At 70.9% G+C, this 14094-nt stretch carries 13 protein-coding genes; all 13 read left to right on the forward strand.

What is annotated here, in order from left to right; all coding sequences use genetic code 11:
- A partial coding sequence (locus H1A17_RS20035) for a LysE family translocator (protein WP_194822640.1) occupies positions 1–424 on the forward strand: 424 nt, incomplete at its 5' end.
- A 603-nt stretch (positions 425–1027) separates the two neighbouring features.
- The gene (locus H1A17_RS20040) at positions 1028–1747 is read left to right on the forward strand and encodes a YcnI family protein (RefSeq protein WP_145920716.1); all 720 of its coding nucleotides are present in this window, start codon (positions 1028–1030) and stop codon (positions 1745–1747) included.
- A 158-nt stretch (positions 1748–1905) separates the two neighbouring features.
- On the forward strand, positions 1906–2118 hold the full coding sequence (locus H1A17_RS20045; protein WP_088643418.1) for a hypothetical protein: 213 nt from the start codon (positions 1906–1908) through the stop codon (positions 2116–2118).
- Positions 2119–2212: 94 nt separating this feature from the next.
- Positions 2213–3028, forward strand: coding sequence for a hypothetical protein (locus H1A17_RS20050; protein WP_145920717.1), 816 nt, complete (start codon positions 2213–2215; stop codon positions 3026–3028).
- 168 nt (positions 3029–3196) lie between these two features.
- Positions 3197–3412, forward strand: a complete 216-nt coding sequence (locus tag H1A17_RS20055) for a heavy-metal-associated domain-containing protein (protein WP_088643315.1) — start codon at positions 3197–3199, stop codon at positions 3410–3412.
- Positions 3409–5673: a heavy metal translocating P-type ATPase gene (locus tag H1A17_RS20060; protein WP_309236821.1), complete on the forward strand. Its 2265-nt coding sequence runs from the start codon at positions 3409–3411 to the stop codon at positions 5671–5673. The genes H1A17_RS20055 and H1A17_RS20060 overlap by 4 nt, the downstream gene beginning before the upstream one ends.
- Positions 5674–5813: 140 nt before the next feature.
- Positions 5814–6383 (forward strand): sigma-70 family RNA polymerase sigma factor, encoded by a 570-nt coding sequence (locus tag H1A17_RS20065; RefSeq protein ID WP_194822641.1) that lies wholly within the window; start codon positions 5814–5816, stop codon positions 6381–6383.
- A 74-nt stretch (positions 6384–6457) separates the two neighbouring features.
- Positions 6458–7210, forward strand: coding sequence for a zf-HC2 domain-containing protein (locus H1A17_RS35620; RefSeq protein WP_194822642.1), 753 nt, complete (start codon positions 6458–6460; stop codon positions 7208–7210).
- 140 nt (positions 7211–7350) lie between these two features.
- Complete coding sequence (locus tag H1A17_RS20075; protein ID WP_194822643.1) at positions 7351–7953, forward strand: copper chaperone PCu(A)C; 603 nt, start codon at positions 7351–7353, stop codon at positions 7951–7953.
- 23 nt (positions 7954–7976) lie between these two features.
- Positions 7977–9191 carry a Dyp-type peroxidase gene (locus H1A17_RS20080; protein WP_194822644.1) on the forward strand — a complete coding sequence of 405 codons (1215 nt, stop codon included), beginning with the start codon at positions 7977–7979 and terminating at the stop codon, positions 9189–9191.
- Between the two features lie 22 nt (positions 9192–9213).
- Positions 9214–9780 (forward strand): copper resistance CopC family protein, encoded by a 567-nt coding sequence (locus H1A17_RS20085; RefSeq protein WP_194822645.1) that lies wholly within the window; start codon positions 9214–9216, stop codon positions 9778–9780.
- Positions 9781–9837: 57 nt separating this feature from the next.
- Positions 9838–11943 (forward strand): cytochrome c oxidase assembly protein, encoded by a 2106-nt coding sequence (locus H1A17_RS20090; protein ID WP_309236822.1) that lies wholly within the window; start codon positions 9838–9840, stop codon positions 11941–11943.
- Between the two features lie 166 nt (positions 11944–12109).
- Positions 12110–13582 (forward strand): PepSY domain-containing protein, encoded by a 1473-nt coding sequence (locus H1A17_RS20095; RefSeq protein ID WP_194822646.1) that lies wholly within the window; start codon positions 12110–12112, stop codon positions 13580–13582.
- The last annotated feature ends 512 nt before the right edge of the window (positions 13583–14094 follow it).

The raw sequence follows: 14094 nt of genomic DNA on the forward strand, positions 1-14094 counted from the left end.
CTCCGCGTCGCCGGTGTTGTTCGCCGCGATCCGCTGGGCCGGGGCGGCGTATCTGATCGTCCTCGGGGTTCGGGCCCTCCGCGACGGCAGGGCGACGGCTTCCACCACGGCGGAGCGGAACAGCCGCGGTGGCGGGGCGTTCCTCCGCGGGTTGGTGACCAATCTCCTCAACCCCAAGATGATCCTGTTCAGTGTGGCGTTCCTGCCGCAGTTCGTCAGCCCGGCGACTGGCGACGTGACGGCGCAGCTGGTGCCCCTCGGTGCGATCTTCGTCGTGGTGCAGCTCACCGTCGATGTCACTCTCGGAGCCGGGGCGGGCAGGTTCGCCGGCCGGGTGACCGACGGTCGGTGGTCTCGGCGGATCAGCCGGATCTGCGCGGTGGCCTTCATCGCCCTGGGTGTCCGCCTGGCCACCAGCGGATGACCGCGCTGTCCCACGGCTGGCCCCGGATCGGCGGCCCGCCGTGGTCCGGTCGTCGGCGCTGTGCGGAGTCCCCGTGCCCGACGACCGGCACGGGGACCCCGCAGTCAGGCCGCAGCCGACGGTGGTTGACCGGCGGTGTTCGCCACCACTACACCTCCGCCGCCGTCATCGCCGATGGCACGGCCCCGCCTGCCGGGGATCCGGTGGCCGACTACGTCCCCACCGGCCGGCCGGGCCACCGTCTCCCCCACGTCTGGCTCGACCCGGAACAGACCCGGTCCACCCTCGACCTGGTCGCAGGCGACGGTTTCATCCTGCTCGCCGGCCCGACGCGGCCTGGGCCTCGACTGCGGCCGAGCAGCAGAAGGTCGGGTTTCCACTGACCGTCCACCACCTCGACCGAGTGATGTCGCCATCTGCGCGAACGGTCTTCCTCGACCAGTGCGGCCTGCACGACACCGGTGGCCTTCTGGTGCGACCGGACGGCCACATCGCCTGGCACACCCCCACACGCCACCCGACGGCCTCCCCACCATGATGAACATCGTGCGATAGCCGCCGCTGAAGGCCAGCGAAGGCACGCCCAGCAGGAGGAGATGAACGATGCGACAGCATGTACCGGGCCGGATCGCCCTGGCGTTGCTCGCGGGAGCGGCGGTCGCGATCGCGCCGGTCGGCCCGGCGCAGGCGCACGTCTCGGTAAGCCCCGCCCAGGCCGCGCCAGGTGGATTCACCACCCTGACGTTCCGGGTGCCCAACGAGCGCGCCGAAGCGCCGACGACAAGCGTACGCATCGTGATGCCCGAGACCACACCGATCACCTCGGCGGCGGTCCACAAGCTGGCCGGGTGGCGGGCGACCGTCGAGGACGGCCCACTCGCCGCGCCGGTCAAGGTCGGCTCGGCAACGGTGACCGAGGCGATCACCTCGGTGACCTGGACGGCGGCAACCGCCGAGGACGCCATCGACGGCAACCAGTTCCAGGAGTTCAGCGTCTCCGTGGGCCCGTTGCCCACGACCGGCGACCGGATCGTGTTCAAGGCTCTCCAGACGTACGCCGACGGCGTCATCTCCCGCTGGATCGAGGAACCCCCGGCCGGCGGCCCCGAGCCGGAGAACCCCGCCATCGTCCTACGCCTGACCGAGGCTGCGGCCAGCGGCGTCGACGAACACGGGATGCCGATCACCGCACCCCCGCCGACGGCCGCCGCCGACCGGCCGGCCGGGGTCGCGCTGGCTGTCGCCGTGGCCGGTGTCGTCCTCGGTGCCGCGGCGCTCCTGTTGGGACTACTCAATCGGACACTCGGGAAGCCACGTCGGTAGCCCGACCACCCACACAATCAGAGGTAGTCGGACAGCACCACCACCGGGTTCCCACCCCGTCAGGAATAGTCGCCCGCTGACAAACACTGATCGGTCACGGCAGGAACGCATAGACCCTCCCTAGCCTGAACAACGACGTCCGACGAGTGGAGGCTCACATGGCAGCCGACGGCCTGGTACACGTGCTCACCCTGTGCGGCAACTGCAACTGCGGATGCCCGGAGCTGTACATCGACCCCGCAGCGCCGGCCGAGCAGCGAGTCGTCATTACCGATGATTTCGGCAACGCGATCCGACTCAGCGGCGGCCAGCTCAGCGACATCGTCGGCCTCGCCCGCTCGGGCGCGCTGGACGACGTGGCCTCCGCCTAGATTGACGTCCGACATCCCCGGCACCCGATGCTGGGTGATGAGCCACCGCCCCTCGGACGCCATCGACGACCGGTCGCCAGGTCCCCGCCGGACTATGCTCGATCCGATCTCCGGCAACCCATGGCTCACCGGGTGGTGGCCGCAGCGGGCTGTGCACCAGATCGACGTTCCGGGCTTCCGAATGGTGCTGCTCGGTCCCTGCCCCCTGTCACCCCGACTCCTCACCGAGCAGGTCAGCCGGGCTGTGCGGCGTCATGCGTTCGGCGCGCTCGCCCGACTGCCCGGCAGCTACCTCACCTTCGTCCGCGCGCCGTACGGCACGTACGTTGCCGGCGATGTGGCGGGAGTCTGCCGGCTCTGGCTCGGTGATGGGGTCGCCGGCACTCGACCCGGGCCCACCGCGGTACTCCTGCCCGAGGCTACCGGGGCGCTTCTGTACGACGACGGAGCGGTTCGCCACGAGCGGTACTGGACGCCACCCGCCGCCGAGACAGCGGCCACCATCACGGGACCGCTCGTCGCGCACCGGCTGCGGATGGCCGTGCGCTGCCGACTCGACCTGCTCGGGTCAAGCCAGCAGCACTCGGGCCGCATCGCCCGCCGGCTCGCCGAGGGCGAATCGGTCGGCTTGAGCACCTCGATGCTGCTCTCTCCCACCGGGCTGGAAGAGATCCTCGGACCCGGGCCGGCGCCGCACCGTATGGTCGGGCGGAACGGCAAGGCAGACCGTCTCCGGCTCGTACGTGCCCAGTCATCTCCCTTTTCCGGGTCGGCTGACTTGTGCGTGCACCGCCCCCTTCTCGACGCCCATGTGATGGAGGCTGCCCTCGCCACCCGAGAACGCGACGTCCGGCGCGGCGCACTGCGCCGCGAGACGATGCTGGTTCTCGATCAGATGTCGAGTGAATGACCACGTTCTGCTGAACCGCGTCGACATTTCCCGCGTACCATGGTGCGGAGCCGGGACACGCCACCGCAGGACCATCCGCGGTGTGCCACCCAGGGTCGACACCAGGGCAGGGTGCCGCCCCCGTTCTCCGCCGCACATCGTGCGGATCCGGCTGACTCGAAAGAGGTCATCGTGCAATCCACGTACCAGGTTCGGGGTATGACCTGCGGGCACTGCGCCCAGTCCGTCACCTCCGAACTCACCGCATTGTCGGGCGTTCAGACCGTCGAGGTCGATGTCGAGGCGGGCCGTGTCACCATTCGCAGCGCCGAGGCGTTGCCGCTGGCCGAGGTTCAGCGGGCAGTGGACGAGGCCGGCTTCGAACTGGCCGGCAGCCCCGCGTGACCACCACCGTTGACCAGCTGCTCACATCGCTGACGATCGGGGGCATGACCTGCGCGGCCTGCGCCAACCGCATCGAGCGCAAACTCAACCGGATCGACGGCGTACGGGCCACGGTCAACTTCGCCACCGCCACCGCCACGGTGGAGCACACCCCGGCGGTAGCGGTGCCGGAGTTGGTAGCGACCGTAACCGCGATGGGCTACACCGCCCGGCCGCCCGCGCCGACGACCATTGCCCAGGACGACGACCAGGCCAGCAACGACATGGGGCGACGGCTGCTCGTCGCGGCGGCGTTCGCCGCCCCGGTAATGGTGATCTCGATGACACCAGCCGCCCAGTTCCCGTACTGGCAGTGGGTGGTCGCCACGCTCACCGCGCCGGTCGTGGCCTGGGCGGGTTGGTCGTTCCACCGGGCGGCGCTGATCAACGCCCGCCACGGCGCCGCCACGATGGACACGCTGGTCTCCCTCGGCGCGTTGGTGTCCTTCCTGTGGAGCCTGTGGGCGCTGCTGGGCACACCCGCCGGTCGGCCAGGCCTGCGGATGAGCCTGTCCTGGTTTTCCGGGCACGACCACCCGCTTTATTTCGAGGTCGGCGCGGCTCTGGTGACGTTCCTGCTGGCCGGGCGCTGGCTGGAGGCGCGGGCCCGGTACCGGGCCGGTTCGGCCGTGCGTTCGCTCGCTCAGTTGGGCGCGAAGGACGTCGCCGTCCTCGACGCGAATGGCACCGAGCGGCGAACCCCGGTCACCGACCTGCGGGTCGGTGATGTGTTCGTGGTCCGCCCGGGCGAGAAGATCGCCACCGACGGGGTGGTCGAGGCTGGTGTGAGCGCGGTCGACGTCGCCCTGCTGACCGGGGAGAGCGTCCCCGTCGAGGTGGGTCCCGGTTCGGCGGTGACCGGCGCCACCGTGAACACCGGCGGTCGGCTCGTCGTGCGGGCGAGCCGGGTCGGCGCCGACACGCGGCTCGCGCAGATCACCCGCCTGGTGGCCGAAGCACAGGCAGGCAAGGCCCGAATTCAGCGCCTTGCTGACGAGGTCGCGGGCGTCTTCGTCCCCTTCGTTCTGATGATCGCCCTGGCCACCTTCGCCGGCTGGTTGGTCCTCGCCCCCACCGCAACGGCGGTCGGGGTTGCCGTGGCGGTGCTGATCGTCGCGTGTCCCTGCGCTCTGGGCCTGGCCACACCCACCGCGCTTCTCGTCGGCACCGGTCGCGGCGCACAACTCGGCGTGTTGATCCGCGGAGTGGCGGCGCTGGAGTCGGCCCGTCGCATCGACACCATCGTGCTCGACAAGACCGGCACCCTGACCACCGGCCGGATGCGGGTCACCGGCGTGCATCCCCTCCCCGGCGTGGACCGCAGCGAGCTGCTGCGCCTGGCGGCTGCGGTCGAGGCCTGCTCCGAGCATCCGGTCGCCCATGCCATCGTGATCGCCGCCGGAGCCGAGCACGGGCGGGACCTGCCGCAGGCCGATGGCTTCCGCGCTGAGCCGGGGCTCGGGGCCCGCGGCACCGTCGACCAGGTCCGGGTGACCATCGGCAACGCCCGGCTCCTGGCCCTGGACGGCATTAGTGTCGACGAGGCGGCGGGCACGGCGGACACGGTGGTCTACGTCGCGTGGGACGGGCAGCTTCGTGGTTGGATCGCCATCGCCGACACACTGCGGGAGTCCGCAGGGCCGACGGTACGACGGCTACGCGCGCTTGGCCTGCGACCGGTCCTGCTGACCGGTGACAGCCTCGCAGCAGCAGCCAGCGTCGCCGCCCAGGTGGGGTTGACGGAAGTCATTGCCGAGGTCACGCCCGAAGCGAAGGCTGCCACCGTCCGGCGGCTGCGCGACGAGGGCGCAACGGTGGCCATGGTCGGCGATGGAGTCAACGACGCGGCCGCCCTCGCCGAAGCCGACCTCGGCGTGGCGATCGCCACCGGCAGCGACATCGCCATCGAGGCCAGCGACGTCACGATCGTCCGCGCGAGTGCCGGCACCGTGGATCTCATCGCCGTGGTCGACGCGCTGGCCCTGGCCCGGGCCACCCTACGCACCATCAAGGTCAACCTGTTCTGGGCGTTCGCCTACAACAGCCTGATGATCCCGCTGGCCGCTGTCGGTCTGGTCACCCCGATGCTCGCCGCCGCCGCGATGGCCTGCTCCAGCCTGCTCGTCGTGCTCAACAGCCTTCGTCTGTTCCGCTGGCGACCGGCGGCCGTGACCGCCGGCGAGGCAGCGAAGCAGCCCGCGACAACGACCGCCGCACGTTGATCCGCTGACGGATCTTGTCCGTACCGGGAGGCGAAGCGGTGCCGTAGGCTCATTCGGCGACCTACCCGAACCCGTCGTCGACGTCGATCGGTTCGTGGTGGTTCAGGACGCCCGGGCAAAACCGGACACGGAGGTACCAGGTGACCGACGACGACGCGGAGATCACCGCCTGGGCTCTCGCGGCCGGCCGGGGCGACCAAGACTCGGCCACCCGGTTCATCCGGGCGACCCAGCAGTACATATGGCGGTTCGTCGCCCACCTGATCAGCCCGTCCGAGGCTGACGACCTGACCCAGGAGACGTATCTGCGAGCGATGCGGTCGTTGCCGTCGTTCGCCGCGCGCTCGTCGGCCAGGACCTGGCTGCTCGGGATCGCCCGGAAGGTCGCGGTCGACCACGTACGCGCGGCGACGAGACGGCCGCGTACCACGCAACTGTCAGACCGGCACGATGTCCCCGACGCTGGCGGCAGCGCCTTCGATGGTGCGGTCGTGCTCAACGATCTCCTGTGCTCGTTGGCGCCGGACCGACGCGAAGCGTTCGTGGCGACCCAGATCCTCGGCCTGTCCTACGCCGAGACCGCCGAGGTGTGCGGGTGCCCTGTGGGCACCATCCGTTCCCGGGTGGCACGGGCTCGAGAAGACCTGGTTGCCGCAGTCGACGCGAGCCCCTGGCCGGCGCGGCGGCAGCGCGGCAGCGCCGCCAGCTGAAGGCGACCGACCGAGGACGCCACATCCCCGGTCAACCTGGGAACCAGGACACCCTGTCAACCGACTACCGGTGCATGGGGTGTGAGCAGTGGCGGGAGATCCTGTCAGCGCAGTTGGACGGCGAGGCAACCCTTGCTGAGCAGGCCGGGGCCGACGTTCACCTTGACGGGTGCGCGACCTGCCGGCGATGGTACGACCAGGCCGCCGCGGTGACCCGGCGGACCCGCCTGACGCTCACCGCGCCCGGACCCGATCTCACCCACGTCGTCGTGGTCGCACCCCCCGCGCCTCGACGCCTGCGGGACCGTCTCGTGCTCCCCCTGCGAGCAGGGCTTGCTCTCATCGGTGCTGTTCAGCTGGTGCTGGGCCTGGCGCAGATCGGCCGTGGCCCGACCGCCCCACACGCCCACGACGCCCTCGGCGCCCTCGGCTCCGGGCACCTGTGGCACGAGGCTGCCGCCTGGAACATCGCCGTCGGCGCCGGGTTCCTCTTCGTGGCAGCCCGGCGTACATCCTCCACCGGGCTGGTGCCGACCCTGAGTGCCTTCGTCGGCACGCTCATGCTGCTCTCGGTCAATGACCTGATGACCGGCCGGGTGGAACCCTCCCGCCTGGTCAGCCACGGTTTCCTGCTCGCCGGGTACGTGATCGTCGTCGCGTTGTCGCAGACCAGGCGGCACCGTGACGAGCCTCCGACGCACAGCCGGACCGCCCGCCCCGCCGGGCGCTCCGCGGCAGGTGACGAACCACAGGCCACTCGGCCGAGGCTGCGACTGGCACCGCCCCACCCGGGCACGGCACGGATCAGCGACCGGTCAGCGGCCTGAACGGCGAGAACACCCACCACTGCGCCAGCCGTTCGCCGCGCCAGCCGTGACCACGTGACGGCCATTACCCGCCAGCCCGGAACTTTTACGCTGCGACGACCGACCAACGAAGCAGCAAGCAACCATCGGAGGCAGAATTCATGCGCACCACCAGCCCTTTCGGATCGCGCCGACGCTCGGCCTTTGTCCTCGCCACCGCAGCTGCGCTCGTCGCAGTCGGTGCCGGCGGGTGCGCCTCGTCCGACTCGTCGTCGACCGCGCAGCCGAGCCCGTCCGCGTCGGCCAGCGCCGCCACGGGTGTGGTCACGATTCGCGACCCGTGGGTGAAGGCAGCCGACAAGGGGATGACCGCGGCCTTCGGGACCCTGGTCAACGACGGCGACACCGATGTGACTCTGACCAGCGTCACGACCTCCGTCTCCGCGATGGAGTTGCACGAGATGGCCATGAAAGACGGCAAGATGGTCATGCAGCAGAAGCAGGGCGGCATCGTGATCAAGGCCAAGAGCACCCACGCGTTGGAGCCCGGCGGTGACCACCTGATGCTGATGGATCTCACCAAGCCCGTCCAGGCCGGCGACGAGTTGACCTTCACGCTCACCTTCGCCGACGGCAAGACCCAGCAGTTCACCGCAGTCGCCAAGCCGTTCACCGGCGCGCAGGAGACCTATGCCCCGGGGCACGGCGAGCCGATGCCCGGCATGAGCGCCACGCCGGGGATGACCATGACCCCAGCATCGTGACGCAGACACCACCCGTCCACCCGGTGAGCAGGCGTGGCCTGCTCACCGGCGGCGCGCTGGCCGCCGGCGGGGTACTGGCCGGTGGGGCCGCCGTTGTCGCGACCCGCGCAGGGCAGACCGGCCCCCCGTCGGTGGACGCCGCCGACACGACGCCGGTGGCGAGTGTCGGCGGACTGGTCGAGCCCTTCTTCGGCGTCCGACAGGCCGGGATCGCCACCGAACCGCAGGCGCACGGGTCGTTCGTGGCGTTGACGCTGCGGGCCGGCACGGACCGGGCCGCGCTGGGTCGATGGCTGCGGCTACTGACCGACGACGCGGCCCGACTCACCCAGGGCCGACCCGCTCTGGCTGACACCGAGGCCGAACTCGGGCTGTTGCCCGCACGGTTGACCGTGACCTTCGGCTTCGGGCCGGGCCTCTACCGGGCGGGCGGCGTCGACGATCGCCGGCCGGCGTCGGTCGCCGACCTTCCGTCGTTCCGCATCGACCGGCTTCAGCCGGCCTGGTCCGGTGGTGATCTGCTGCTGCAGATCTGCGCCGACGACGCGATCAGCGTGGCCCATGCCCAACGGGTCCTGATCAAGGACAGCAGGCCGTTCGCGACCGTGCGATGGGTGCAGCAGGGCTTCCGGCGTAGCCCCGGCGTCGAGCCGGGCGGCCACACACAGCGCAACCTGTTCGGTCAACTCGACGGCACCGCCAATCCCCAGCCGGGGGTTGCGATGGACACGGCCGTCTTCGTGGCCGACGGACCGGCATGGCTACGCGACAGCACCACCCTGGTACTGAGACGAATCAGCATGAACCTGGAGACCTGGGACCTGCTCGGCCGTACCGACCGCGAACTCGCCGTGGGCCGACGGCTCGCCACTGGCGCGCCGCTGACCGGCACCGCCGAGCACGACGAACCCGACTTCGCCGCCACCGGCCCGGACGGCCTCACCGTCATCCCCGACTTCTCCCACATGACCCGCGCACACGTCACGGACGACCGGTACAAGATCCTGCGCCGGCCCTACAACTACGACGGTGCGCCGACGGCGGAGGGTCACGCGGACAGTGGCCTGATCTTCGCGTCCTACCAGGCCGACATCACCCGTCAGTTCCTGCCCATCCAGCGCCGGTTGGCCGATCGGGATCTGCTCAACGAGTGGACCACCCCGATCGGGTCCGCCGTCTTCGCCGTCCCTCCCGGTTGTCAACCGGGAGGATGGATCGGCGAGCAGGTACTCGGATGATCACGTCCACCGGAGTTTCGTCATGACCGTACCGTCGTCCCGCCCCACCGCCGTTCGACTCGGCGCGGCGGTGCTCGCCGCCGTCGTGGCGCTGCTCATTCCGGTCAGCCCGGCGTGGGCACACAACACGCTGCGCTCGGCGGCACCGGCCCAGGAGTCGACGCTGTCCAGCGCACCCACCGAGATCGTGCTCGAGTTCGTCGAACGGCTGGACCCGACGTTCACCACCATCGTGCTCACCGACGCCGCCAAACGGAAGGTACCCACGGGCGATCCGGTCGTCGGTGGCGCGAAGGGATCGGTCCAGGTGACCGGGGCGCTGCCCAACGGCACCTACACCGTCGCCTACCGGGTCGTCTCCACCGACGGCCACCCGGTCCAGGGGTCGTACCCGTTCACGGTGGCCGACCCCAACTCCAGCGCCGCGCCGATCGTCGTTACGACGACCGACGCGCCGTCCGCGGCGGCGTCGGTGCAGGGCGACGATGGGCCGGGCACCGGCGTCCTCGTCGCCGGCGGCGCGCTGGCCGTCGTCGTCGTGGTGGTCGTTGGTGGGCTGCTCCTCCGACGGCGAGCGAACCGTCGTTGACCAGACCGTTCTCCTGCGGTCGCGTCCCATCACCACTTCACAGGTCAAGGTCACCACGTGTCCGACACAGATTCCCGGCAGGTCGCCGCCGACGGCTCCGGTACCACCATCCCGGTGCCGGCGGCGACATCCGCCAGCCGGTTCCGGTCCACTGCATCGACGGCCTACGACTGGTTCCTTGTTGTCACCGCCTGCGCCTCGGGGATCGCTGTGCTGCTGTCGGGCCTGCGGGTCGGGGGTGCCCTCGCCGCCGTGATTCCAGGCCTACCCGATGCGGGACCAGCCACGACCTGGGCGCTACCGGTGGTCCGGCTCCTCGGTGACGGCCTCGCCACCGTCACCGTCGGCATGCTGGTGACCTCCGCATTCCTGCTGCCCGGCGACGGGCGCACCGTCTCGCCCCACGGCTACCTGCTGCTACGGCGAGCGAGCCTCACCGCGCTCGGCTGGGCGGTGGCGGCGCTGTCGCTGATGGTGCTGACGGTCTCAGACCTGCTCGGCCAGCCGCTGGAAACGCTCAAGCCCGCGACGGTCGTCAGTTTCGCCACCATGATCTCGCAGGGCCAGTCCCTCATGCTGCAGGCTGGGCTGGCCCTGACCGTGGCGCTGCTGGCCCGCGCCGGGGTGTCCCGAGGGCTCGCCGCGACGGTCACGATCCTGGCCCTGATCGCGGTGCTACCTCCGGCTTTCACCGGCCACGCCGCCGGAGCCGGTAACCACCAGATCGCGGTCACCAGCCTGGCCCTGCACATCCTCGCCGCCGCGGTGTGGATCGGTGGACTCGTCGCCCTGCTGATGGTGCGGCGCAGCCGAATGCTGGCCGAGGCCGCTGCCCGGTACAGCCGCCTGGCACTGGGCTGCATCGTCGCCGTGACGGTGAGCGGGCTGGCCAACGCCGCCGTCCGCCTCGGCACGGTCGACCAGCTCTGGCAGTCCCGCTACGGCTGGCTGGTCCTCGGCAAGGTCGCCGCCCTGCTGATCCTCGGCGTGCTCGGCGCGGCACACCGCTGCCGTACCCTGCCGGCGTTGCGCGCCGGCAGTCGATGGGCGTTCACCCGACTGGCCGCCGGTGAACTGATCGTGTTCACCGCCACCGTGGGCCTTGCCGTGGCACTGTCGCGCAGCCCCACCCCCGTCCCGGTGTCCGGCATCGACGCCGACCCGATCACCGAGTTGCTCGGCTTCCCGATGCCTGCCGCACCCACGGCGGGCAACCTGCTCGGGCAGCCGCTGCCGGACATGTTCTTCCTGACCCTCTGCGCTGTCGGCGTCGGCGGGTACCTGGCCGGGGTACGCCGGATGCACGTCGCCGGGCACCGGTGGCCTCTCGCCCGGACGGCGAGTTGGGTGGGCGGGTTGCTGTTGCTCGCCGCGACGACCAACCTCGGTGTGGCCCGCTACGCGTACGTGCTGTTCAGCGCACACATGGCCCAACACATGGTGCTGTCGATGCTGGTGCCGATCCTGCTGGTCGGCGGCGCACCGGTCACCCTCGCCCTGCGTGCCCTGCGCCGACCGGCCGACCCACAGGTACGCGGCGCCCGGGAGTGGCTACTGATCGCCGTGCACAGCCGCGTCACCAAGCTACTCACCCACCCACTCGTCGCGCTCGGCATCTACACCGGCAGCCTGTTCGGTCTGTACTTCAGCGACCTACTCGGCGTGCTGATGCGCTCCCACCTCGGTCACCTGGCGATGCTCACCCACTTCGTGGTCGCCGGCTACCTGCTGTTCTGGGTGCTCATCGGTGTCGACCCCGGTCGCCGACGGCTCCCCCATCCCCTGCTGGTGATCATCCACCTCGCGTCGATGATGGCCCACGGCTTCTTCGGCCTGGTCCTCATGCAGACCACCACCGTCATCGCCCCCGACTGGTACATCGCCGTCCACCCCGCCTGGGCGTCGTCGCTGCTGGCCGACCAGAACCTCGGCGCCGGCATCGCCTGGGCCTTCGGCGAGCTACCTGCCGTCGTCGTCATGATTATTCTTGTTCGCCAGTGGATCCGCGCCGATGTGCGCGAGCAGGCCCGCCTCGACCGGGCGGCCGACCGGGCGGACGCAACCGGCGAGGAGGACGACCTCGCCCGCTACAACGCGTTCCTCGCCGCGTCCGGACAGGCCGACAGTGGCGCGCGGCGCGCGACCGGGTCCGACCAGCACTGACAACGCTGCGGCCTGGTGCCGTCCGAGAAATTCTCGGGAACCTCGAGGGCTTGCGTTCCGACTACCTCACCAAGCCGGAGCAACGCAACGAACCACCGGGCGACCATGCCAGCAGGAGAAGCACCCCCTGGCGGGGGTGCTTCTCGCCAATGCCGATCGGAAGAACATGTCTCTCACCGAACTGTCCGGCGGGTCGACGCCGGAACCCGCCACAGCCACCGAAACACCTGCCCGACCGGCCCGACGAACGTCACCGTTCGGTGCGCTGCTGCTACGGCTGCACTTCTACGCCGGTATCCTCGTCGCCCCGTTCCTGGTGGTCGCCGCCCTGACCGGGCTGGCCTACACCACCACCCCGCAACTGGACAGCATCCTCTACAGCGACCAACTGACCGTCGCTCAGGTGGGTGACCGTCCGCTGCCGCTGGCCGACCAGGTCGGTGCCGCCCGCAACGCCCACCCCGAGGGCAGCATCACCACCGTGCAGCCCGGCGAGGGTGACCGGACCACCCGGGTGACGTTCGCCCTGCCAGAGCTCGGCGACAAGCAGCACACCGTCTACATCGACCCGTACACCGCGCAGGTCCAGGGCCAGCTGACCACCTGGTTCGGCTCGACCCCGGCCACCACCTGGCTGGACGACCTGCACCGCAACCTGCACCTGGGCGTGGTGGGCCGGCACTACTCCGAGCTGGCCGCGAGCTGGCTGTGGGTCCTCGCGCTCGGCGGGGTGATCCTGTGGTGGCGTCGACGCAGCGCCTCCCGGGCCACCGCCCGGCACCTGCTCGTACCGGACCTGTCCGCCGGCAAGGGTGTCCGCCGTACCCGGGGCTGGCACGCCACCACCGGCATCTGGCTCACCGTCGGCCTGCTGTTCCTCTCGGCCACCGGGCTCACCTGGTCCCGCTATGCCGGGGCGAACTTCGGTGCCGGCCTCGACGCGCTCAGCGCCCGCGCCCCGGAGATCTCGACCAGCCTCACCACCGTCCCGGACGAGCCGGCCGAGACCGGCGGCGGCCACCACGAGGCCAGCGGTGCAGGCGGAGTGGTCGAGTCGGCTGCTTTCGATCGGGTGGTGGCGGCCGCCCGTACGGCCGGCCTGGACGGCCCGGTCGAGATCGCCCCGGCTGCCGAGGCGGGCTCGGCCTGGACGGTCACGCAGGTCGACAACACCTGGCCCGTCGCCAAGGACCGCGTCGCCGTCGACCCGGCCGGCGGTCAGGTCACCGCCCGCAGCGACTTCGCCGACTGGCCGCTGCTGGCGAAACTCAGTGGCCTCGGTATCCAGGCCCACATGGGTATCCTGTTCGGCCCGGTCAACCAGATCCTGCTCGCGGCGCTGGCGCTCGGGCTGCTCTGCGTCATCGTCTGGGGCTACCGCATGTGGTGGCAACGCCGACCCACCCGCGCCGACCGACGCGCCCTCGCCGGCACCCCGCCGCCCCGTGGCGGGGTCCGCGGCATGCCGCTGTGGGTCCTGCTCATCGGCGTACCGGTGACCGTGGCGATCGGTTGGGCGCTGCCCCTGTTCGGGATCACCCTGCTCGCGTTCCTCGTCATCGACGTCGTCGTGGGCGCGGTGTCGCGACGACGCCGTCCAGCCGTGGTCCCCACCTCCCCCGCGCCAGCCGGCAGCTGACGCACTGACAGGGTTCGGCCGTTCGTCCGCCGAACGGGCGGCCGAACCCCGCGTCTGGTGGGCCAGCAGCACGCCCAATCCGATGCCGGCTGGTCACCCCCGTTGCCGTGATCAGTTCGCCGGACGTCGCCTCTGGTCAGGGCGGCGAGACCGGTGGGTGCGTACCGGGTGTCGGGAACCAGCGGGGTCGGCGGTGCGACTACCCCACCAGCGGGCGGCGCATGCCGTACCGGGGCGTGGCGGGGGGGGTACCGGATGACGGGCGTACACATCCTGGCGGTGGGTCTGGCCGTGACGGTCTGCCTGCTCCTGACGGCCGGGCGACGTGTTCCTGATCTATCCGGAGACACCTCCGTGGAAACCGAGGTGCCATCGTCGCCTGGCCAGTGCGCGGAGCCTGACCACGCCGCAACCGGCCCGGCCCGCTGCTTCCCCGACCCTCGACACCCGACGACTCGTCGACGGCAGGTGACCGCACCAGCGATCACGGCGACCAGGGCGGTACGCGGTCA

Source organism: Micromonospora sp. S-DT3-3-22 (assembly GCF_015354745.1).
Lineage (GTDB): Bacteria > Actinomycetota > Actinomycetes > Mycobacteriales > Micromonosporaceae > Micromonospora > Micromonospora wenchangensis.

Coding starts and splice junctions, on each gene's coding strand:
- H1A17_RS35620 (WP_194822642.1), top strand. CDS start 6,458: ATGGGGTGTGAGCAGTGGCGGGAGATCCTGTCAGCGCAGTTGGACGGC.
- H1A17_RS20050 (WP_145920717.1), top strand. CDS start 2,213: ATGCTCGATCCGATCTCCGGCAACCCATGGCTCACCGGGTGGTGGCCG.
- H1A17_RS20085 (WP_194822645.1), top strand. CDS start 9,214: ATGACCGTACCGTCGTCCCGCCCCACCGCCGTTCGACTCGGCGCGGCG.
- H1A17_RS20075 (WP_194822643.1), top strand. CDS start 7,351: ATGCGCACCACCAGCCCTTTCGGATCGCGCCGACGCTCGGCCTTTGTC.
- H1A17_RS20045 (WP_088643418.1), top strand. CDS start 1,906: ATGGCAGCCGACGGCCTGGTACACGTGCTCACCCTGTGCGGCAACTGC.
- H1A17_RS20040 (WP_145920716.1), top strand. CDS start 1,028: ATGCGACAGCATGTACCGGGCCGGATCGCCCTGGCGTTGCTCGCGGGA.
- H1A17_RS20095 (WP_194822646.1), top strand. CDS start 12,110: ATGTCTCTCACCGAACTGTCCGGCGGGTCGACGCCGGAACCCGCCACA.